The organism is Streptomyces sp. NBC_00876 (assembly GCF_045207435.1).
Taxonomy (GTDB): domain Bacteria; phylum Actinomycetota; class Actinomycetes; order Streptomycetales; family Streptomycetaceae; genus Streptomyces.
The window spans coordinates 7,995,664-8,017,776 of sequence record NZ_CP108800.1 but is presented as its reverse complement, the minus strand read 5'-3'; the positions used below and the strand labels follow the sequence as shown (position 1 = coordinate 8,017,776).

The 22,113-nt window shown below is 69.7% G+C and carries 18 protein-coding genes; 12 read left to right on the top strand and 6 right to left on the bottom strand.

Annotated elements, in window-relative coordinates; translation table 11 throughout:
• Positions 1-153: 153 nt before the first annotated feature.
• Together OG782_RS34980 and OG782_RS34975 are read left to right on the top strand one after the other, a co-directional pair.
• Positions 154-1,374 carry a hemopexin repeat-containing protein gene (locus OG782_RS34980; RefSeq protein ID WP_406458011.1) on the top strand — a complete coding sequence of 407 codons (1,221 nt, stop codon included), beginning with the start codon at positions 154-156 and terminating at the stop codon, positions 1,372-1,374.
• Positions 1,371-1,721, top strand: coding sequence for a hypothetical protein (locus OG782_RS34975; RefSeq protein ID WP_406458009.1), 351 nt, complete (start codon positions 1,371-1,373; stop codon positions 1,719-1,721). The genes OG782_RS34980 and OG782_RS34975 overlap by 4 nt, the downstream gene beginning before the upstream one ends.
• Positions 1,722-1,906: 185 nt before the next feature.
• Here the strand turns inward: OG782_RS34975 and OG782_RS34970 are convergent, their stop codons facing one another.
• Positions 1,907-2,656, bottom strand: coding sequence for a ribonuclease activity regulator RraA (locus OG782_RS34970; RefSeq protein WP_406459438.1), 750 nt, complete (start codon positions 2,654-2,656; stop codon positions 1,907-1,909).
• An 815-nt stretch (positions 2,657-3,471) separates the two neighbouring features.
• Here OG782_RS34970 and OG782_RS34965 point away from each other — a divergent pair.
• From OG782_RS34965 to OG782_RS34950, 4 genes are read left to right on the top strand one after another with little or no spacing between them, the layout of a single operon-like run.
• Entirely contained in the window at positions 3,472-4,602 is a 1,131-nt protein-coding gene (locus OG782_RS34965) for an ABC transporter substrate-binding protein (protein ID WP_406458007.1), read from the top strand.
• Positions 4,581-5,510, top strand: coding sequence for a carbohydrate ABC transporter permease (locus tag OG782_RS34960; protein WP_406458005.1), 930 nt, complete (start codon positions 4,581-4,583; stop codon positions 5,508-5,510). Before OG782_RS34965 ends, OG782_RS34960 begins: the two co-directional genes overlap by 22 nt.
• 9 nt (positions 5,511-5,519) lie before the next feature.
• Positions 5,520-6,431: a carbohydrate ABC transporter permease gene (locus OG782_RS34955; RefSeq protein ID WP_406458003.1), complete on the top strand. Its 912-nt coding sequence runs from the start codon at positions 5,520-5,522 to the stop codon at positions 6,429-6,431.
• A gap of 57 nt (positions 6,432-6,488) precedes the next feature.
• On the top strand, positions 6,489-8,480 hold the full coding sequence (locus OG782_RS34950; protein WP_406458001.1) for a right-handed parallel beta-helix repeat-containing protein: 1,992 nt from the start codon (positions 6,489-6,491) through the stop codon (positions 8,478-8,480).
• A 62-nt stretch (positions 8,481-8,542) separates the two neighbouring features.
• Here OG782_RS34950 and OG782_RS34945 read toward each other — a convergent pair whose 3' ends face one another.
• The 3 genes from OG782_RS34945 to OG782_RS34935 all read right to left on the bottom strand — a co-directional run bounded on the left by OG782_RS34945 (position 8,543) and on the right by OG782_RS34935 (position 11,310).
• Positions 8,543-9,310 carry a GntR family transcriptional regulator gene (locus tag OG782_RS34945; protein WP_406457999.1) on the bottom strand — a complete coding sequence of 256 codons (768 nt, stop codon included), beginning with the start codon at positions 9,308-9,310 and terminating at the stop codon, positions 8,543-8,545.
• 67 nt (positions 9,311-9,377) lie between these two features.
• Positions 9,378-10,364, bottom strand: a complete 987-nt coding sequence (locus OG782_RS34940) for an acetylxylan esterase (RefSeq protein WP_406457997.1) — start codon at positions 10,362-10,364, stop codon at positions 9,378-9,380.
• Between the two features lie 106 nt (positions 10,365-10,470).
• Complete coding sequence (locus OG782_RS34935) at positions 10,471-11,310, bottom strand: amidohydrolase family protein (protein WP_406457995.1); 840 nt, start codon at positions 11,308-11,310, stop codon at positions 10,471-10,473.
• A 109-nt stretch (positions 11,311-11,419) separates the two neighbouring features.
• Here OG782_RS34935 and OG782_RS34930 point away from each other — a divergent pair, with 109 nt between their 5' ends.
• Entirely contained in the window at positions 11,420-13,366 is a 1,947-nt protein-coding gene (locus tag OG782_RS34930) for a hypothetical protein (RefSeq protein WP_406457993.1), read from the top strand.
• Positions 13,363-14,310, top strand: a complete 948-nt coding sequence (locus OG782_RS34925; protein WP_406457991.1) for an aldo/keto reductase — start codon at positions 13,363-13,365, stop codon at positions 14,308-14,310. Before OG782_RS34930 ends, OG782_RS34925 begins: the two co-directional genes overlap by 4 nt.
• A 133-nt stretch (positions 14,311-14,443) precedes the next feature.
• On the opposite strand, the gene OG782_RS34920 is transcribed toward OG782_RS34925, so the two are convergent.
• Positions 14,444-16,909, bottom strand: coding sequence for a beta-glucosidase H (locus OG782_RS34920; protein WP_406457989.1), 2,466 nt, complete (start codon positions 16,907-16,909; stop codon positions 14,444-14,446).
• Positions 16,910-17,142: 233 nt separating this feature from the next.
• The gene (locus tag OG782_RS34915) at positions 17,143-17,307 is read right to left on the bottom strand and encodes a hypothetical protein (RefSeq protein WP_406457987.1); all 165 of its coding nucleotides are present in this window, start codon (positions 17,305-17,307) and stop codon (positions 17,143-17,145) included.
• Positions 17,308-17,511: 204 nt separating this feature from the next.
• On the opposite strand from OG782_RS34915, the gene OG782_RS34910 reads away from it, so the two are divergent.
• From OG782_RS34910 to OG782_RS34895, 4 genes are all read left to right on the top strand, one after another.
• Positions 17,512-18,531, top strand: a complete 1,020-nt coding sequence (locus OG782_RS34910; RefSeq protein WP_406457985.1) for a LacI family DNA-binding transcriptional regulator — start codon at positions 17,512-17,514, stop codon at positions 18,529-18,531.
• 205 nt (positions 18,532-18,736) lie between these two features.
• The gene (locus tag OG782_RS34905) at positions 18,737-19,633 is read left to right on the top strand and encodes an aminoglycoside phosphotransferase family protein (protein WP_406457983.1); all 897 of its coding nucleotides are present in this window, start codon (positions 18,737-18,739) and stop codon (positions 19,631-19,633) included.
• A gap of 86 nt (positions 19,634-19,719) precedes the next feature.
• Positions 19,720-20,343, top strand: a complete 624-nt coding sequence (locus tag OG782_RS34900; RefSeq protein WP_406457981.1) for a DUF6000 family protein — start codon at positions 19,720-19,722, stop codon at positions 20,341-20,343.
• A gap of 541 nt (positions 20,344-20,884) precedes the next feature.
• On the top strand, positions 20,885-22,096 hold the full coding sequence (locus OG782_RS34895) for an FAD-dependent monooxygenase (protein WP_406457979.1): 1,212 nt from the start codon (positions 20,885-20,887) through the stop codon (positions 22,094-22,096).
• Positions 22,097-22,113 lie beyond the last annotated feature (17 nt).

The window sequence follows — 22,113 nt, the reverse complement described above, 5'->3', positions numbered from 1 at the left end:
GTGCCGGTGCCAGGATGCGCTGTTCATCGCGGCGGTGTTGTGTGGGGAGGGAGACACCTCATCCGTCTCCCGGACTCGAACAGGAAGTTCGGCCAAGAGGACCGGCCGGCCCCCGCCCGGGCCGGTGAGTGCCCCGTCAGGCCAGGAGGAGTCATGGCAACCCGGACGGCGTTCTTCTTCCGCGGCGGCACATACGTCCGCTACGACGTGAATCCGAGCACCGGCGACACCGTCGACACCGGGATCTACCCGCGCGGCATCGGAGATGGCTGGGGCGCCATGCCCGTCTCCTTCCGCAGCGACATCGACGCGGCCGTGACGTGGCCCGACGCCTTCGTCTACTTCTTCAAGGGCAGCACGTACGTGCGCTGGGACGCCACCGCCGACACGGTGGACGCGAACATCTATCCGCGCGACATCGCTGACGGCTGGACAGCGTTTCCCGCGTCGTTCCGTACGGGGATCGACGCCGCCATCAACTGGGGCGACGGAAACGTGTACTTCTTCAAGGGACCGAAGTACATCAAGTACAACATCGGCGCCGACACGGTGGACGCGAACATCTACCCCCGCGACACCGCCGAGGGCTGGACAGCATTCCCCGCGTCGTTCCGTACGGGGATCGACGCCGCCATCAACTGGGGCGACGGAAACGCGTACTTCTTCAAGGGACCGAAGTACATCAAGTACGACATCGCCCACGACACCGTCGACGCGCACGTCTACCCGCGCGACACCGCCGAGGGCTGGACACAGCTCGCCGGGGCCGGATTCACCGACCGGATCCAGGAGGCGATCGAGTGGCCCCAGGCCGAAGTCGCTACCTACAGTGCCCCGGTTTCCTTCACCGCCTGCACGCACACGAACCAGCCGGTGGTGTCGGCCGGCCGCACCTTCGACATGCAGGCGACCATGCGCCAGGCGCATCCCTCCCTGTGTGCCTGCGGGGAGTACCGCCAGTACGTCCGCGGTGACTTCCTCTACGACGGCACGCGAAAGAACTTCCTTCTGCAGGACGGCACGGGCGTCCCGCCCGTCCCCCTGCTCCCACGCCCCGAACCCGGTGCGGCGGACGACAACTTCCGCGAGGACGGCAGACCCGCCTCACAGAACCTGTTCACACACGTGGACGCCCACTACGGACACCGGACGGGCCCCACGGCGACGGTGGATGTCAACGATGTCTACCAGCCGTTCCCCCGGCGTACGGGATGCGCGTACACCGGTCATGACACACCCATGACGCAGGCTGCGCCGGGTGCCTTCATCCGCATCGACGTGGATTTCCGCGGCCGGGTGATCGACACGTGCAACGGGGGCGCGGTCCTTCAGCAGAGTGACTGGACAGTGAAGTGCGAGGTGCCTGAGCCATGACAAAGGGAATCCCGGACTATCCGGCACAACAGGCGGGAGACCACTGGGTCCTGCCGACCATCGAAGAGGTCGCGGACGGACTCGTGAAGATGCACGTCAGCGTGACGGTGTCCGCGCAGGACCACCTCCAGGACTCCGACCTCCAGGCCGAAGTGACCGCCGGCGGCCGGACTCTGGTGAGGCAGAGCGGACCCCTTCCCGGCCCTCTCGCGACCATGGAGCTGCTGAGCATCAACGCGGTCGGAAGCTTCGCCTTCGCCAACCCCGGCGACCCGCCGCCGTCCACCGTGGTGGTGACGGTCCGCGGCTCGCAGGCGTCCTTCGACGTCAGCGACGGCTCCGTGTGAGACGGATTCGGCGCGTGGTGGGCCGGGTCCACCGCGCGCGGGAGAGCGGGGTCGGGCACGGTGCGGCCCTGGTACCCCAGAGCTCGTACCGTGCACCTACCCACAGAGCTCGTACCGTGCACCGGCACCGCTCCACCGCCTCCGGCCGGCTGAACCCGCCGCTCAGCCGGGCACCGGACCCGGGCTCAGGTGGCGGTCCGGCTCGCCAGGTACTCGGTCAGCCCCTCGCCGGTGAGCGGGTAGTAGTCGGAGAGCCGTCCGCCCTCGTCGAGGCGCCGGCGCGCGAACTCCTCCCGGTCCTGGTGCAGCAGGGAGTCCTCGGCGAGCGGGATCGCGTTGCGCTGCGGCACGACGACGGCACCGTCCTCGTCGGCGACGATCAGGTCGCCGGGCGTCACCAGGGAGCCGCCGACACCGACGGGCACATTGAAGGCGGACGGGAACAGCTCGGTCTGCGAGGCGTAGTGCGGGGTGACGCCGGTGCACCAGACGGGCACGCCGAGCGCACGGATCCGGGCCGCGTCCCGCACCCGTCCGTCCACCACGATCCCGGCTCCGCCGCGCAGCTTGAAGTAGCGCACGAGCATGTCGCCGAGACAGCCGGTGAAGTGACTGCCATGGGCCGAGATGACGAGCACGTCGCCGGGCCGGATGGACTCGAGGACACCCCACAGCGCGGTCTTGCGCTCGATGTCCTCCTGCTCCGCGCCGTTGAAGACGTCCTCGCGCTGCGGCAGGAACTGGAGCGTGACGGCCCCGCCGGTGACCTTGACGTCCGGTTCGCGGTGCAGCGGCACGGGACCGTCGATGAAGGTCCGGGTGATGCCCATCTGATGCAGTTTCGCGCAGGCCGTCGCCGCGCTCACGTGCCTGAGGGCTTCCACCATCTGTGAAGTGGGCCGTACGTAGGCCGCGGTGTGGACCGGCGCCCGCATCGACTCATAGGTACGGGTGTCCTCCGTCGCGCCGGGGCGGGTCCCACCCCTCGGCGGCGCTTCCTGATCCCCAATCGGGTGCATGCACGTGCCTCTCCGCGTGCTCGTCGCACGCAACGCCAGTGACATCATCGTCTATCGATGGTAGATAACAGCCAATCGATTAGTGATGTCAATGCGTCAGGAGCCGCACATGACAGCCTCGTCCGGCATCCGTCAACTCACGTACACAGCCAGGGAGTCGGGGACGCGGCACTCATCTGAGGCATCCGGAACCGATCCGGGCGTGACGAAGCGATCCCCCCGGTGAAGCCGTTGATCGAGCGCCTCCCGCCTTGTCCGGACGGGAGTTGGGGACCCGGCCTCGCACCGCTCACACCCACTGAGCACACCCCGGACCCCAAGGCGGCGTCACCGTACGGGAGTCCGCTCACCGGTGCAGCCGGCCGGAGCGCGAGAAACAGTACGCAGAGGTTGCGGCAGCACTCTTGAAACGAGCGGGATGCCACCCCTAGCATCAGCAATCGATAGACGATAGGCGCCGAGACAAACGGCTCGTCCGCCTCCGCCGCATCACACCACCCCGCCGGGCGGTCCGCACCACCGGCCGCCCGCACCCCCTCCCGCCGCTGCTCCACCGGAGCTCTGCGGCTGGACAACACCTATCGATTATTCACGACTACGCAACGGAGCGTGTCCCGATGAAACCAATGTGGCGCCGTACTTGCGGACTCGCCGTGGCTCCCCTGGTGATGGCATCGGCCGTCGCCTGCGGCGGTGGCTCCGACCAGGCCTCGGATGGCACGACTCTCCGCGTGATCGTGAACATCACGCCGAACCTGACGGAGAAGTACTGGAACGACCTCTTCGACTCGTACGAGAAGGCCCACCCCGGGGTCGACATCAAGCTCGAACTGACCGGCACCATCTCGGCGGACGCGAAGCTGCGGCAGGACCTGGCGGCGGGCGATCCGCCGGATGTCGCCCAGCAGATCGTTCCGACCGCCGACACCGCCTCGCTCTTCACCGACCTGTCCGACCAGCCCTGGACCGCCAGGACACCGCTGGCCGACCAGTACTCCATCGGCGGCAAGCACTACGTCGTGGGCGTGGGTGAGCAGATCCAGTCGCTCGTCTTCTACAGCAAGGCCGCCTTCGAGAAGGCCGGGCTCGACGCGTCGAAGATCCGGACGATGGATCAGTTCACGACGGCCATGGGTGACTTGAAGGACGCGGGCTACAAGCCCCTGCAGGCCGCCGGCCAGTGGGTCACCGGAGCACAGTTCTCGATGATGGCCGACGCCGGGGTGCTCACCGCCGACCCCGAATGGACGGCCAAGCGCAACGACGGCAAGGCGTCCTTCGCGAAGAGCGGCTACCTGCCCTACCTGGAGCAGTACAAGGGCTGGATAGACAAGGGCTACCTGGAGAAGAGCGCGCTCGGTCTCACCTACGCGGACGGTCAGACGGCCTTCCTGAACGGCAAGTCCGCGATGTACGTCATGGGTTCGTTCTTCGTGCCCGCCGCTGACGCCGCCAAGAAGAGCGACGACATCGGGGTGTTCACCATGCCGACCGACGGGGCCTACCCGTCCGGCCAGTTCGGCAACATCTCCAACCCGTATGTCGTGGTGAACAAGTCGCGGCACAAGGCCGAGGCGATCGAGTTCGTCAAGTGGGCGACGACCGACCCGGCGGCCATCAAGAGCCAGCTCGCCTCCGACGCGAACCTGCGGGAGGGCTTCACGTACAAGATGTCCAGCCTCGGCACGTCCGTGCAGCAGATCCTGGACAGGGCGCCTTCGGTGATCGTGAAATCCGGGAAGAGCCAGCCGATCGCGGGCTTCAGCGACGAACTCAACAAGCAGGTCCAGTCCCTGTACACGGGCTCGTCCGCCTCGGGTGCGGCCGACGGATTGGACAAGTGGTGGAACTCGCAGAGCTGACCGCGGGACCGGATCTGCGGGCACGGCGCCGGGCACGGCTGCGCGAATCGGCCGTCTCCTTCGGGATGATGGGCCCGGCGGTACTGCTCTACACGGTGATGACCGTCGTCCCGGTGGGAGTCGCGGTCTACCTCAGCTTCACCGACTGGGACGGCTTCTCCACCGCCGCGTTCACCGGACTCGACAACTACAAGCACCTCTTCGACGACCCGAGTTCATCGGACGCCTGGTACGTGACGGCACTGATCGCCGCGTTCGGCACGGTCCTCATGGTGGGCCTGGGGCTCGTGTACGCGCTCGCGCTCAAGGGCCGTTCGCGCACGAACTCGTTCTTCCGTGCCGTCGCCTACTTCCCGCATGTGATCAGCGCGCTGATCCTCGGCTATCTGTGGGCGGCGATCCTCGGCACCAACGGTGCCATCAACAACACGCTCGCCAAGTTCGGGATCGAACCGGTCGGCTTCCTCTTCGACGAGCAGTTCGCACTGATCTCGCTGATCGCCGTGATCGTCTGGGCCGGATTCGGTTTCAACGTCGTGCTGTTCGTGGCCGCCCTGCAGACGGTGCCGGCCGAGCTGCTGGAGGCGGCGGCGATCGACGGCGCCTCCAAACGGCAGATCAACCTGCGGATCGTGATCCCCATGATCGCGCCCGTGGTGACCGTGGCGACCGTGCTGAACCTCGTGGGGCTCATCCGGGCGTACGACATCGTGGTCAGCCTCACCGGAGGCGGTCCGGCCGGGTCGACGCAGACGTTCACCTATCTCATTCTCGCCCGGTCCTTCGAGGGCACCAAGGTCGGCTACGCGACCGCGCAGGCGGTGTTCCTGATGGTGGTGTCCGCGGTGTTCGCCCTCGTGGTGACTGCGCTGCGCAACCGTCAGGACCAGGCCGCGACAGGAAGTTAGGAGCCGTTGGTGGTTGTACTGGAAGCAGAGGTCCGCGACAGGCCGAAGGCCGCGCCGGCCAAGGCGGACGACGCACCGCGGGCGGATCGCGAGGAGTCGCGCTCGCCCGTGCGGTGGGCCCTTCTCGGTGTGCTCCTCGTCGTCATGATCGTGCCGGTGTACCTGCTCGTGGTGAACGCCTTCAAGTCGCAGCAGGACATCCTCGACAACCCGTTCTCGATCCCGCTCGGCGGGCTGACCTTCGAGCACATGTCGGCGGCGATCAACAGCCCGCAGTTCAACGTCATCGACGGCTACGGCTTCACGCTGTTCCTCGTCGTGCTCGTGGACGTGCTGTGCATCCTGCTCGCGGGCCCCGCCGCGTACGCGATCGCGCGCAGCCTCAAGCGGCGCACCCAGCTGGTGCTGCTGTACTTCCTGGCCGGCACGTTCATCCCGGGTGCCGCGGTGATCATCCCGGTGATCTACGTGCTGCGCGAGATCGGCCTGGCCAACACGGTGACCGGCCTGGTCGCACACGATGTGGCGTCCACCCTGCCGGTGAGCATCTTCCTGTTCGTCGGATTCATCCGCACCATCCCGGTGGACATCGACCACGCCGCGACGATCGACGGCGCGGGCCGCAACCGGACGTTCTGGTCGATCATCTTTCCCCTGATGCGCCCGGCGGTCGTCACCGTGCTCATCCTCAACTCGATAGGCATCTGGAACGACTTCATCTCCCCGCAGATCCTGCTCAGCCCCTCTTCGGGTCACTACACGGTCACCACGGCGGTCTACGCCGGCATCAGCCAGTACTCGACCGACCTGACGAAGGTGTTCCCCAACCTCCTGCTCGCCATCGCACCCGTCGTCATCTTCTTCATCTACATGCAGCGCCACATCATCAGCGGTCTCACCGTCGGCGCCGTGAAGGGCTGAGCCCGGGTGCGACACCCCCGTCCGAGAACGAGCCGATCCCAGAGAAAGGACTCCGGAGTGCTGAGGAGAAGGAGGCCGCCGTCCCGCACGGGACTGTGGCCCGCAGCCGCCCTGCTCGCATCCCTGACCATGGTGGCCGCCGGCCACCCCGCCACCGCCCATCCGGTCAGGGCCAAGGCGGGACAGACCTACTACGTCGCGCCGGCCGGCCAGGACACCGCCAACGGCAAGACCGACAGGACCCCGTTCCGGCACATCCAGAAGTGCGCCGATGTGATGGTGCCGGGCGATACGTGCCTGGTCCTGTCCGGTACGTACGAGGAGACCGTCGTGCCGGCGCGCTCCGGCACCGCAGAGCTGCCCATCACCTACCGCGCCGCCCCGGGTGCGAACGTGACGGTGAGCGGTGCCTCCAGGATCGGCGGATTCTCACCGGTCACCGCCGCCGATCTCACCGAGATCGCCGCGACGGACCCGTTCGCACAGGACTCGGAGTTCAGCGACGCGGTGGCGGCCGGGCACATCTACAGCACCGATGTCGACCTCGGCCCGGACGTGACCACCGTCCAGGTGTTCACGGACAAGCGGATGGACATCGAGGCCCAATGGCCCTACCCCGGCCTCGATCTGCTCGCCCCCTCGCTCCAGTACGCCGGTGACGGCAGCGCGGACGCCACTGTCGCCGACGCCGCCCTGACCCGCCCGGCGGGGTACTGGGACGGCGCCCGCGCACTCACCGGATACTGGTACGTCTCGGCCACCACCACGGTCAAGAGCTCGGCCGTCGGCTCGGTGACACTGGACGCGGCGCCGCCGTGCGTCCACAAGGTCGTGCCCAAGGAGACCCGGTACGCGCTCTCCGGCAAGATCGGTGAACTCGCCCGTCCCGGCGAGTGGTTCTACGACCCTGCCGTGAAGCGCCTGTACGTGTACGGCACCGACGACCCGGACACCCACACCGTCGAGGTCAAGCGCCGCACCTTCGGCTTCGACCTGACGAACACCTCTCACACGACGGTGGACGGGATCGGCCTGTTCGCCACCACGATCCGGACGGGCGCCGCCAGCACAGGTGTCACCCTGGACGGCATCAACGGCCGGTACCTCTCTCACTACACGGACATCACCCGGGGTGCGACGGACTGCGGCAGCACGGTGACGCGCGGGGTCGGCGACACCGGCATCATCCTCGACGGCACCCGGAACAGGATCGTGAACAGCGATCTCTCACTGAGTGCCGGCAACGGCGTCGCGCTCCGCGGACAGAACAACACCGCCACGGACAACGTGATCCACGACGTCGACTACATGGGTACCTACGCGGCGGGCATCGCCGTGCAGGGCAACAGCCAGACGGTCACCCACAACACGATCTCCCGCGTCGGCCGCAGTGGAATCAACCTCCAGTGGAACGAGGTGCCCGGCCTCGCTCCGGGCAAGGACGTGATCGCGTACAACGACATCTCCGGGTACGCCCGGCTGAGTCTCGACGTCGCCGCGATCTACACCTGCTGCAGCGCGTGGATGATGGGCTCCTCCCTCGACCACAACGTGCTGCACGACCCCGCACCGATCACGACGTCCACCACGTTCGGGGTGTCGGGAATCTACGCGGACAACGGGCAGAGCGATCTCGTGATCGCGAACAACGTGGGCTGGGGCAACCGGGAGGGCACGGTGATGCTCAACGGTCTGGGCACCGGATCGCACGACAACGGCGTCTACAACAACACCGGTGGAATGACGCTGTTCTACGTGAAGGAACCGGGTCAGTCGACCGGCACCAGGATCTACAACAACCTCGGTACGATCCGGGGCCTGAGCGGTGCCACCGACGGCGGGCTCGTTCTCTCCAACAACCTTGATCCGGCGGTCGATCCGCTGTTCGCCGACGCGGCGAACCATGACTACCGGCTGACCGCCCCGTCACCGGCACGCAATCAGGCGATCGCGCTTCCGGGGATCAACGACGGCTCGACGGACGCGACCCCGAGCCTGGGGGCCTACCAGTACGGGGCTCCCCCGTGGACCGCGGGCGCCCGGAGGTAGCCCGCACACGACACGGCCACGGGCCCGGTCCGGAGACTCCGGACCGGGCCCGTGCCGTTCGATCACTTCGACTTCGGCGCGGCCCTCCCGGACGCGGTCCTCTTCGTCGCAGTGGCCTTCCTCGCCGGCTTCTTCGTCTCCCGCGCATCCGGTACGGGTCCGCGGCCGGCGGCATGGTCGGCGAACGCCACGGCCGCTTTGGCGGGCTCCCCCGATCGCAACAGATCCACGAGACGTCCGTGTTCCTCCGCCATGGCGCGCCAGTCGCCGTCGAAGAGCGGGTCGGAGATGGCCCGCAGGGTGCGCAGGCTCGGCTCTATGACCTCCCACATCCGGGCCAGGAACGGATTGCCCGCGAAGTGGCTGACCAGGGCATGGAACTCTATGTCGGCGTCACGGAAGCTGCTGACGTCGCTCGCGGCGACCGCCTCGTGCATCCGTTCGACCTGCGCGTCGAGCTCACTGAGCTGTTCCTCGGTGATGTGCTCGGCGGCGAGCTGCGCGGCAAGGCTCTCGAGCGGTTCACGCACCTGCCGGGCGTACTCCGCGTCCCGTGAGGAGATCTCGACGACGAAGTGGCCCCGGCGCGGCACGTGCGAGAACACGCCCTCACGGGCGAGCCGCTTGACCGCCTCGCGCACCGGGGCCTGGCTCACGCCGAGCCGCCGCGCGATCTCGGATTCGACCACGCGGTCGTTCGGCGCGAGATCGCCCTCGACGACGGCCTGGCGGAGCAGGTCGTACACCTGGTCCGAGATCAGGGTCTTGCGGAACCGGTCCTTGTTGGTGGCCAGCGTGGAGACGAATCCACCCGACGCGTTGGATGCCATGAATTCCCAATCCTGCACTGGGGCACGTCAGTTGCGACATATTACGCGCCCGGCTCTCTCGATGGAATCACACCGAGGTTTCCAGCTGCTTGGCCAGCCACTCCAGTTTGACTACTTCGTGGTCGGGTCCGCCGCCTTCGTGGTCGTTGAACGGATAGGCCCGTATCTGCTTGTCGGCCTGATCCACGTTCCGTTCGGCGCCGTAGTGGTTGAACGCCGCGTACACGGTGGAGGGCGGGCAGATGTGATCCATCAGGCCGGCCGAGAAGAGCGTCGGCGCGTTCGCCCGGCGGGCCAGGGTGGCGCCGTCGAAGTAGGACATGGTGCGGGTAACCGTAGCCGCGTGCTCGCGGTGCCGCTTCACGAACGAGGCGACTTCGACGTAGGGCGGCTTGTCGGTGATCGTGGTGGCGCGCGGAAAGTGGCACAGGAACGGCACGTCCGGCATGACGGCCACGAGGTCGGGGACGAGGCCGGCGGCGGCGAGCGCGATGCCGCCGCCCTGGCTGATGCCGGCGACCACGGTGCGGGCCGGGTCGACGTCCGGGTGCGTGCGCGCCGCGGCGACGGCGCGCACCGCGTCGGTGTACAGGCGCCGGTAGTAGTACCGGCGCGGATCGAGCACACCACGGGTGAGGAAGCCGGGCGCAGCGATGTCACCGGTGGCGGGGTCCGGATCGGGGGTCTCGGCCCCCTGTCCGCGGGTGTCCATGACGAAGTGCGCGTACCCGGCATCGGCCCACAGCCGCCACTGATGCGGTGCGCCGCGCCCGCTGCCGTAGCCCAGGTACTCCACGACGACGGGCAGCGGGCCCGTGCGGGTCACCGGCAGATGGAACCAGCCGCGCACGGTGTGGCCGCCGTAGCCGGCGAAGGACACGTCGTAGGTGTCGATGGTCGCGAGCCCGTTGCTCACCGGCTCGAACGCCGCGTCGAGGGCGAACTCCTCCTGCTGCGCGAGCGTTTCCCGCCAGAAGTCCTCGAAGTCGTCCGGCTCGGGCAGAGCCGGGCAGTATCTCTCCAGTTCGTCCAGGGGAAGGTCGAAATGTGCCATGGGAATCTCCGCGGAGGTCGGGACCGACTCTCGGCGAGGCGGAGCCGGTCACTTTTCATCGCCTATCGATCATCGAGTGAATCGAAGCAGGGCCATTCGAGCACTGTCAACCACGCGGGCGGCCGGCCCGGAGCCCGTACACCCGGACCGCGTTCGTGAGCAGCACACGGTCGCGTTGATCATCCGTCAGGTGGGCCAGCCCCGGCCGGGACGCGGCGAGCGAGTCGGCCCGTGAGCCCCGGGGCAGGCAGATCGGCCAGTCGGAACCGATGAGACAGCGGTCGGGGCCGAGCAGGTCCACCACATGCCGCACCAGGTGCGCGAGGCGCTGCCCACGGAGCCCGTTCTGCTGGGTGAGGAGCCCGGATATCTTCACCACCACGTTCGGGCTCGCGGCGGCGCGCTCGGCATCGCGGTACCACTCCCCCGCCGCCGGCGTACCCGGGGCCGGAGGGTTGCCCAGGTGGTCGACGACCACGGTCAGCCCCGGGTGCCGCGCGGCGATGTCGGCTGCCGCGCCGAACGCACCTTGATGCAGGTTGAGTTCGAGCACCGTACCCGCATCTTCCAGTACGGATACGAGCGCACGGGCCGGCTCGGGGACGTCCGCCCACGAGGCGCCGCCGAGCCTCATCCCGTTCGGGCGGAGGTCACCCAAGTCGGCCAGGAGGGTGCGGAACCGGTCGGGCCCGGCGGCTCCGTGGACGTGCAGGTTCGCCACGTACCCGGCGACCAGGTCCGGGCGCCGCCGGCGCAGCTCGCTCAGGGCCATCGTCTCTCCCGCGTCTCCGCGCGACGCCTCCACCAGGACCGCCCCGGCCAGACCGAGGCCGGCTCCCGACCTCTCCAAGTCGCCCTCACCGAAGGTGTGATGGTGCTCACTGCCCGGCCGGATCCACGGGAACCCCGCGGCCGGATCCCACAGGTGGACATGGCAGTCGATCACGGTGCGCCTCCTCATCGGACGTGCGGGGCCGCTCCCGAGTATTGACACGTCGGCTCCCCGCCGGTGAGTCTAACCATCGGCTATCGATGGGCGATTATTCAATGCTTACGTGACGAGGGAGCAGGTGTTCTCGATGCTCAGGCCTGAGCGGACCAGCGGCACGCACACAACGGGACAGGCGCAGGGACCTGTACTGACCGCCACCCGGAGCGTCACCGACGTCCCCCGATGGGCGCACCTGGAACGGCAGTTGTTCGATGTCCAGGAAAAGGCGTGGCGCCTCTTCGCCGACCGCTTCACCGAGGGCGACGGCCGGCTCGTCTTCCGCGACACCCTCGGACAGGGGCTGGACGGCCGGGACGGCGTCGACGACTTCTACGAGCCGTTCTTCAACTGGCCGACGCTCTATCTGCTGGGCGGAAGCGAGGAGTTGCTGTCCGCGGCACGACGGCACTGGCGCGGAGTCACCGCGCAGCTCACCGAGATGGGCATGCTCCTCGACGGCCTGGAGCGCGGCTACGACTGGTTCCACCAGGGCGAGGGCCTCCTCCTCTTCTACGGCCTGTGCCTGGCGGACCCGGACGACGCCGAGCTGCGCGAACTCGCCTGCCGTTTCGCCGACTTCTACCTGCCCGGAGGGCCCAACTACGACGCCCGGCACCGGGTCCTGCGCGCCCCGCACAACGGTTCTGCCGGACCGCGCTTCGGCTTCAGCGACGAAGAGGCGTACTTCCCCTGGAGCCCGGCCCTGCGCCCGTACGGTCTTCCGCTGGACGGAATCGACGGCATCACGTCCTTCGACGACCTGGCCGCGTCCCCCGAGCGCGCCCGCGCGTACGGCCGCACGATGTGGGACCGGATGGGCCGCGGTGACACGATCGTGAACCTGGCTGCCACCGGCCTCGCCACGCAGGCGTTCCTGCTCAGCGGGGAACAGCGCTACGCCGACTGGGTGGCCGAGTACGTCGGCGTGTGGCAGGAACGGCTCGCGGGGCGCGAGGTCGTGCCGGACAACGCGGGCCTGAACGGTGTGGTGGGCGAGTACCTGGACGGCCGCTGGTACGGCGGCCACTACGGATGGTCATGGCCGCACGGCCTGTCTCCCGTCGGCAGCGCCGCCGTGATCGGCGCGGCCAACGCGACACTCCTCACCGGCGACCGGGGGTTCCTGGACCTCGCCCGCAACCCCCTCGACGCGGTACTGCGCCACGCCGAACAGCGGGGCGCCGACGGCATGGGAACGCTCGGTGAACGCTGGGAGCCGCACCTGCGCGCGATGACGGCCGAGCGCACCCTCATGGTCCCCCAGCGGCACAACGACTCCGGCTGGTTCGACTTCACCGTCATGCCGGGGCAACTTCCCCACGCCCTCTGGCACTTCAGCCGCGACCCTGCCGACCGGGACCGGATCGAGCACTTGCGCGCCGAATCCCGCTGGGACTGGACCGCCGTACACACCCAGCGCATCAAGGACGAGGCCGGGCACGAGGAACCCTGGTACGAGTTCCTGCACGGGAACAACCCGCACTACCCCGAGCGGATGCTGCGCACCGCCCTCGCGAGCTGCTCCGAGCGGGTCGAGGCCATCGAGAACGACACCGTCGACCCGGCCGTCGGCCCCGACGCCCTGGACATCCATCACTGGCAGCACCTCAACCCCGTGGTGACCGAAGCCCTGCTTCAGCTGACCACCGGCTCCCCGCAGGTCCTCTACAACGGCGGCCTCCACCACCTGCACGTGCGCTACCACGACGTGGCCACCCGCCGTCCCGGCCTTCCGCCGGACGTCGCCGCGCTCGTGTCCGACATCCGCCCGGACCACACGGTGGTGCAACTGGTCAACCTCGGTGACGCGGCGCGCTCCCTGCTGGTGCAGGCGGGCTCCTTCGCCGAGCACCACATCACCGGTGTCCGCATGGACGACGGCCCCGATCGGCCGGCCGACGGACCGTACTGCCGCGTCGACCTGCCCGGGAACTCACAGATCCGGCTCACCCTGACCATGACGCTGCGCGCCAACCGCGCGGCCTGCGCCTCCCCGTGGGAGAAGGCATGACCGACCGACCGGCAGCGAACCGGCTGCCCTTCACGCTGCCCCGCCTCGGGCTGGGCACCGCTCCCCTGGGCGGTCTCTTCGAGGAAGTCAGCGAAGAGGAGGCCGCCGCGACCCTCACGGCGGCGACCGAGGCCGGGATCACGTACTTCGACACCGCTCCCCGCTACGGACACGGCCTCGCCGAACAACGCCTGGGCCGGCTGTCCGCGGATCCGGCGCCGGTGATCTCGACCAAGACGGGCTGGCTGCTGCGCCCCCGGCCGGACGGCTCCCCCGGAGAGGTGATCACCGACTGGACGGAGCGCGGCATCCGCGAGTCCCTGGAGGCGAGCCTGACGCGTCTGGGCCGCTCCGCCGTCGACATCCTGTATCTGCACGACCCGGACAACTACCCGGACGAGATACGCCGCACGGCCTATCCGGCGGTGCGCAGACTGCGTGAGGAAGGGCTGATCCGGGCCATCGGATTCGGCATGAACCACAGCGGTCCACTCGCCGCGTACGTGGAGGAGTTCGAGGTCGACGTCGTGCTCATCGCGGGCCGCCTCTCGCTCCTGGACCACGAGGCGCTCACCACTCTGCTGCCGCTGTGCGCCAGAACGGGCACCGCGGTGGTCGTCGGCGGCGTCTTCAACACCGGCCTGCTGGCCGACCCGGCTCCCGGCGCCATGTTCAACTACCGGCCGGCCCCCGCACACGCGCTGGAGCGGGCCCGGCAGTGCCGCGCCCTGTGCGACGCGTACGACGTACCGCTGCCCGCGGCCGCGATCCAGTTCCCGCTGCTGCATCCCGCCGTCAGCTCGGTCGTCCTGGGCTGCCGTTCGGCGGCCGAGGTGACGGCGAACGCGGCGGCCGCCCGGTTCCCGGTCCCGGACGAGCTCTGGCAGCGGCTCGCCCGGAACGGCTTCGTCCCCGAGCAGTTGCTGGCCGGGCGCGCCGGATAGCCGCTGCCTGCGGCCCCGGGCGACTCGGTCCGGTGTACAGACGTCCAGTCCCACACAGCGGGTACCGCCCCGGCCGACGCGCTTCGCGAACGAGCGCGCGCAGCCGCGGGCGGTACCCGTGCGTCGCCGCCGGCTACGCCTCGATGCGGGCCTCGGCGCGCAGTGCCACCGCGGCGGCCGAGGAACCGACGTGGACGTCGAAGGTACCGGGTTCGGTCTGCCAGGCGTGGGTCTCGACGTCCCAGTGCGCGAACGCGCGGTCCGGCAGGGGGATCCGTACCTGGACGGTCTCCCCGGGCAGCGCTGTCGTGGCGGCGAAGCCCGCGAACCACCGCACCGGGCGCTCGACGGCGGACACCGGCCGGCTGAGGTAGGCCTGGACGACCTCCCGGCCGGTCCGTGTCCCGGTGTTGGTCACCTCGACGAGCAACTCACGTTGGCCGGCGGCGTCCTGACGCACAGTGAGGGAGTCATAGGACCACGTGGTGTAGCCGAGACCGTGGCCGAACCAGAAAGCCGGCTGCGCGCCGCTGCGCAGCCACGCCCGGTGGCCGACGTGCAGGCCCTCGCTGTAACGCAGCACCCCGTCGGCGGGAGTGACGTCGATGACCGGGACGTCTTCCTGACGGGCCGCCCAGGTGGTGGGCAGCCGGCCGCCGGGCTCCCGGTGGCCGAGAAGGACGTCGGCCAGGGCGTTGCCGTACTCCTGGCCGGGGAACCAGTTGAGCAGCAGCGCCGGAGCCTGCTCCGCCCAGGGCATCAGGACCGGCCCGCCGGAGTTGATGGCGACCACGGTGGCCGGGGCGACGGCCAGGACGCGGGCGGCGAGCTCGTCCTGTCCGTCGGGGAGGGCGAGGCTGGTGCGGTCGTAGCCCTCGCTCTCGACCTGTTCGTTGGTGCCCAGCACCAGCACCACGGCGTCGGCCGAGGCGGCCAGCTCGACGGCGTGGCCGATCTCGGCCTCGGCGTCCCGGCGCGGGGTGCGCAGTGCGGCGGTCAGGATGACCGCGCCGAGGCCACTGCTGACCGCGGTGTGGACCAGCCGGTAGGCCACCTCCTGGCCCGCGTCCAGGTGTGTCTCGATGTAACGCTGCGGGGGGTTGAGGAAGGCCTCGACGGGGTCACCGGTCTCCAGTGCGACGACCTCGTCGATACGGACCTCGCCGTCGATCTCCAGCCGCATCGGACCGGCGCCGGCCAGGCCGATCCGGTGGACGCCGGACTCCGTCGCACGCAGGCGCGCGGTGACCTCGACCTCGGCGGTGCGATCCAGGGCGTCGACGCCCAGGTAGATGAGCCGGCCGCTGGTGCGGTGCTCGCTGAGAAGCTCCCCGCCGTCGGCATCCAGCAGCCGGGCCCGCAGTCCCGGCAGTCCGCTGACCGGATCCAGGACCTGGTCGGCGGTGAAGGCGGCCAGAGCCGTGCTGGAGTAGGTACCGGGGGTGTGGACCACCTCGACGCCGTGTGCGGACAGCGCGTCGGTGATGCCCTGGACCGGGGAGATCGCGTAGGGGGGATTGACGGTGGCACTCCCGCCGCCCTGGATACGGGCTTCGGCGGCGTTGGGGCCGATCACGGCGACCCGGCGCAGGGCGCCCGGATTCAGCGGGAGGGTGTCGGATTCATTGCGCAGGAGGACCATGCCCGCGGCCGCCGCTTCGCGGAGCTGAGCGGCGATGTCCTGTTCGGCCACGGGTGCGGGGGCCGGGGCGGCCGGGGCGAAACCGTCCAGGGCGCCGACACGGGCGGCGAGGCGGAGCAGCCGGCGTACCTTGTCGTCGATCGCCGCCTGCGGGACACGCCCTTCGCGTACAGCGGTCACCAGGGCATCGCCCCAGGGGCCGGCCGGTCCGGGCATGGCCAGGTCGTTGCCCGCGGCCCCCGCCGCGTCGGTGGAACGCACCGCGGTCCAGTCGGAGACGACGGCGCCGTCGAAGCCCCACTCCGCCTTGAGGACATCGTTGATCAGCGGGTTCTCCGTCATGGTGGGACCGTTGACGGCGTTGTAGGAGGCCATCACGAGCCAAGGCCCCGCGTCGGCGACGATCTGCTCGAACGGGGCGAGGTAGAGCTCGCGCAGGGTGCGCTCGTCGACACGGACATCGACGGTCATCCGGTCGGTCTCGGAGTCGTTGCCGACGAAGTGCTTCGGCGTGGCGGCGACACCGTGCTCCTGTACACCCTTGACGTAGGCCGAGCCGATGAGGGAAGTGAGCAGCGGGTCCTCGGAGAAGCACTCGAAGTGGCGGCCGCCCAGGGGGCTGCGGTGCAGGTTGACGGTGGGACCGAGCAGGACGTCCACGCCCTTGCGGCGGGCCTCGGCCGCCAGCAGTGCGCCGAGCCGGTGCACCAGTTCCTCGTCCCAGGTCGCCGCCACGGCGGTGGGAGAGGGAAGGCTGACCGAGGTGTCACGCTCGTCCCATGCCTCACCGCGGACACCGGCCGGGCCGTCGGACAGCACCATGCGGCGCAGACCGGCCGCTTCCTCGGGATGGGTGCTCCACATCCCTTCGCCGGTCAGCAGGCGGACCTTGCCTTCGAGGTCGAGTCCGGTGAGCAGTTCTTCGATGCGGGCCTCGACGGCCTCGGGGTGCTGCATGAGATCTCCTTGCGGTGGTACGGGGCCTGCCGTCGACCGGGGTCAGGTCCGGCGGGCGGCAGGCCCCGGCATGGGGGAAGGGCGGCGGACACGGTGACATCCGTGTCCGCGCCTGCGCTGGTCAGAGGGGCCAGGGGGCGGTCCGGGGTGACGGTCGGGGTCAGGCGAACCGACTGCTGGTCCGGAGGGGGCGGTCGGGGTCAGCGGTCCGGCCCCAGCCGATCGGGGCGGCGTCAGCGAACCGACTTGATCGGTTGCACGCTCAGCGCCGCGGCCACGACCAGGACGATCGCTACGGCGAACAGGGAGCGGTACCCGCCGAGCAGGCCGATCACGGCGGCGGACAGGGCCGGGGCCAGGGCCTGGGGTGCGGAGTTGGCGATGTTGAGAACGCCCATGTCCTTGGCCGCGTCCCCCTGGTTGGGCCTCGTTGTCAGTCATGCGGAGGGCGTCGGGGTCCTGGCGCGGTTCGCGCGTTTCGTACGGTCCCGGAGCCGACTGCTCACACGAGTGAGCAGTCGCCACGATGCTGACACGTGTGAGCAGGTTTGGGAAGTCCCCGCTAGGATTCGGGACCAAAGCCACAGACCGCAGGAGACGTCGTGAACGCCGTGAACTCAGCCGCCGGACGGGCTCCCACCAGCGCGGACGTCGCGCGACTGGCAGGCGTGTCGCGCTCCACGGTCTCGCTGGTCGTCAACGACGTCCCGAACTCGCGCATCGCGCAACCCACACGCGATCGCGTCCTGGCGGCCGTGCAGGAGCTCGGCTACGCCCCGGACGTGTCGGCGCGCCAGCTGCGTGCGGGGACCAGCCGGCTGGTCCTGATGCCGCTGCCCCGGCTACCGCGCGGCACCATGATCGACACCACGGTCGAGCACCTCTCCGAGAAACTCAGCGGCCAGGGCCTGACCCTGCTCGTGCACGGGGATCGCAAGACCACGGGCACGACGGCGGCGCGCATGTGGGCCGAGCTGCGCCCCGCGGTGGTCCTGGTGGACGTCGACCGGTGCACGAAGCCCTCGGTCGCCCTGCTGCGCCGCGCCGGGACCGAGGTCCTGATGATCGCCGCCCGGCCCACGCCCTGGGGCGACACCCTGGAGTTCGACCAGGGACGGATCGGTGCCGCGGCGGCGGCGCACCTGCTCGCCGTCGGGCACCGGCGCCTTGCGGCGATCGTCCCCACGGGACCCCTGGAGGGTATCGGCCGCGCCCGTGCCGACGGGCTGGCGAACGCCGCTCGCGCGGCCGGCGTGCCCTGTGAGGACATCGCCATGGAAGCCACCCATGAGTCGGCGGCTGCCGCAGCCTCCGTCGTGCGGCGGCCCGGCGGCCCGACCGCCGTGTTCACCTACAACGACGAGTACGGGGCGCTGCTGCACCGCGCGCTGGGCGACCAGGGGGCGACGATGCCGGACGACGTGGCCCTGGTGGGCGCCGACAACCTGCCCATCGCCACGTTCCTGCGGCCGGCCCTCTCCTCGGTCGCGCTCGATCCCGTGGAGATGGCCGACCACATGTGCACCGCGGTTCGCTCCATGCTCGAACGGCCCGCACGATCGGAATCGGTGGTGAACGGCGTACTGGCGACACCCCTCCTGGTGCGCCGCGAGACGTCCTGAGCCGCCCCGCTCCGTACCGCCGGCGCGGGGCCGCCACCTCCCGGCTCAACGCCACCGGCACGTCAGCGACTTTGTGTGCCATTCCGTCACAAAACGTCTGATTCACAGCCCCCTGAAACGGAATTGGTGATGCCAGAAGAATCACAGCGCGATGTTCCGGAAAGCGCGAGCAGCTCCGCCTGCCACCTCAGTAGTGTGAGTCGCCATGAACGACACCGAGACCGAGATCACCGCGGAACTGGTCCGCGACCTGCTGCGGGAGCAGCATCCGGACCTTGCGGGGCTGACCATCCGCGAGGTGCCGGGCGGCTGGGGCAACCAGATGTGGCGCCTCGGGGACGAGCTGGCTGTGCGCATGCAGCGCATGGACCCCACCCCGGAGCTCCAGCTCAACGAGCGGCGGTGGCTGCCCGTGCTGGCCCCGCGCCTGCCGCTCCCGGTCCCGACGCCGGTGCGGTTCGGGGAGCCGTCCGAGCGCTTCCCCAAGCACTGGACCGTGATGACGTGGGTTGCCGGTGAGCCGCTGGACCACGGCTCGATCAGCCGCGGCGCCCACGCGGCCGACACGCTGGCGGGCTTCCTCCGGGCGCTCCACGTGGAGGCGCCCGCAGAGGCGCCGGCCGCCGCCGACCACCGCGTCCATCCCGGAAACTGCACAGACGGCTTCGAGAGCTTCTTCCGGGCCGTTGCCCCCGATGACCTGGCTGCCGACGTCCGGGCCGTCTGGGACGACGCCGTTGCGGCCCCCGCGTGGGAGGGCCCGCCGGTGTGGGTGCACGGCGACCTCCATCCCGCGAACGTCGTCGTCTCGGACGGAACGCTCTCGGGCATCGTCGACTTCGGTGACGTGTTCGCCGGCGATCCGGCGTGGGACCTCTCCGCCGCATGGGTGCTGCTCCCCGCGGGCATGGCCTCACGGTTCTTCGACATGTACGCGCACGCGGACGAGGCGGCGATCCGGCGCGCCCGCGGGCTGGCCGCCATGAAGAGCCTTTTCCTGATGCTCATGGGGCAGAACGGGGACCGGGGCCTTCCCGGCGGCAAGCCGAACTGGGGACCTGCAGGACGGGCGGCACTTGATCGGGTCCTGAACGGTGTTTGAGGCCCGCTTCCCGGAACCAGCGATCGCTACTCGATGACCTGGGTAAACCGCTGGTGGTCGGGTCCTCGCCGGGCAAGGATGCAGCCATGCGCTACGCCGGCACCGACCCCGAGCTCATGGACCTGGTCCGACGATTCGTCACGCCCGGCCGGCGCTACCTTCGGCTGGGTGGAAGCCTGCTGCGGTTGAGCGGGCCTGAGCGCGAGTTGTTCGTGAGGGAGCTGGTCCAGGCTGCCGGGGAGATCACTCCCGCTGAACTGGGCATCCTTTTCGAGGGCGGGTGGCGAGAGTGCAGGACCGCCTCCTGGCTGGTCGCCGTGGCCGGCAGGACCGATTTCCGCAGCCGCATCGGCGAACTCCTGCTGGCCAGTGGAGGCCCCTACACCGGGTCCTACAGCATCACTCTCGCCACCTTCGGTACCGGCGCGGACGCCGACCTGATCTGCAGGTACCTTGATCGCTACTTGCCTCGACCCGACTTCGTCTGGGACCAGACCGCGGTTCTCAGCACGCTGCTTCACCTCGATGCCGTCCTCGGGACGGAGCGGGCAGCCCCGTACCTAGCCCCCGGTGGCCTGTGGCAGCAGTGGACCGATGCCACGCCGAACAGGGTGCGGGATCCGCAGGAGTACCGGCAGGTCGTGGACCAGCTCTGTTCCTTCGCCGGCGAGTGCGCAGAGCTCTTTGCCGGAACGGAAACCAGGCACTGAGCCTCCCGGCCCGAGCGCTGGACGCCGACTGCTTCGGACCTCTCGGCGGAGACGTGCTATCGGCGTCCCAGCGGTTCCCGCGGACCGACTGGAACCCGGCATTCCGGGCTGGACCCCGGCCGATCGCCTTTCGGCCGGTGCGTCGACGTGGGCGAGCCCGTCTTCGGTGCCGGCTCCACCACCGGCCTCCACGAACAGCCGGCCGCCCGCGGTATCGACACCCTCGTCCTCGCCGGCAATCGGCAGGGATGACCTCGCACACGGCCGGGGGCGACGACGCGGCCACCGAACCACTCGGCATCCGCCGCAGGGAGCGCGATCTCCACGGGCAGCAGTGCCCCATCCGCCGGCCCGGACGGAAGCCGTCCGAAGCCGATCCCCTCGAACGCCACCTCCACCGGATCCGAAGAACCATTGACACGGAGGAAACACCCTCGCAATATGATCCGTACACCAATGATTGATGTACGGATCATTGCGGAGCCGTATCCGAGCGCCTTCGCTTCTTCGGTGCCACCCCGTGCTGACCTATGGAGGCCATATGCCCGTCACCACCCCCCTCCGCATCACCGTCGTCGGCGGTGGCATCGGCGGACTGGCCGCCGCGCTGGCGGTCGCCCGCTCCGGTCACCATGTGACCGTCGTGGAACAAGCCGCCCGGTTCGGTGAGATCGGGGCCGGACTGCAACTCGCCCCGAACGCCTCACTCGCCCTCGAAGAACTCGGCGTTCTGCCGGCCGTCCAGCACACCGCCGTGGCACCGCCCCGCCTCGTGATGATGGACGCCCTCACCGGAAACCAGGTCACCGCCCTCGACCTGCGCAGCGCGGCCTACACCGAGCGCTTCACCCACCCCTACCTGGTCACACACCGCACGGACCTGCACGCCGCACTGCTGACCGCCTGCCAGGAACACCCGGACGTGACCCTGCGCACGGGACACACCGTCACCCACGCCGAACAGGACGGCTCCGGAGTCCATCTGCACTTCGCCGAGCCGCACGCGCCGCTGATCGCCGACGCGGTCGTCGCCGCCGACGGACTGCACTCCCCGCTGCGCCGGGCGCTGGTCGGCGACGGTGAGCCGGTCTGCTCGCGCTACGTCGCGTTCCGAGGGGCCCTGCCCACCGAGAGGATGACCGGGCCCATGTCCCGGCACGCCGCCTCGGAGGCGGTGATGGTCTGGGCCGGGCCGCGTATGCACCTGGTGCAGTACCCGCTGCGCAGGGGCGAGCTGTACAACCAGGTAGCCGTGTTCGAGAGCGACCACTTCACACCGGACTCCGACGACTGGGGCACCGAGGCCGAACTCGAGGAGCGCTTCGCCGGCACCTGCCAGGCCGTGCGCGACGCCCTGCCCCTCGTGTCGCGCGACCGCCGCTGGCCCCTGTACGACCGAGCCCCGATCGACAACTGGGTACACGGCCGGATCGTCCTGCTCGGCGACGCCGCCCACCCGATGCTCCAGTACCTGGCGCAGGGAGCCTGCCAGGCTCTGGAGGACGCCGTCGCCCTGGGCCGGGCACTCGGCCGGTCCGGTGATCCCGCCGAAGCGTTCAACGCGTACGCCGACCAGCGACGCGAACGAGCCGCACGCATCCAGACCAACGCCCGGCGCTTCGGCGAGCTCTGCCACCTGGAGGGCATGGGCGCCACTCTGCGCAACATGCTCCTCTCGTCCCGCGGCCCCGATGAGTTCGACGACATCTCCTGGGTGTGGACCCCGGCCACCACCCCCGTTCCCGCCCTGTGAGCAGCACCCGTAGGAGG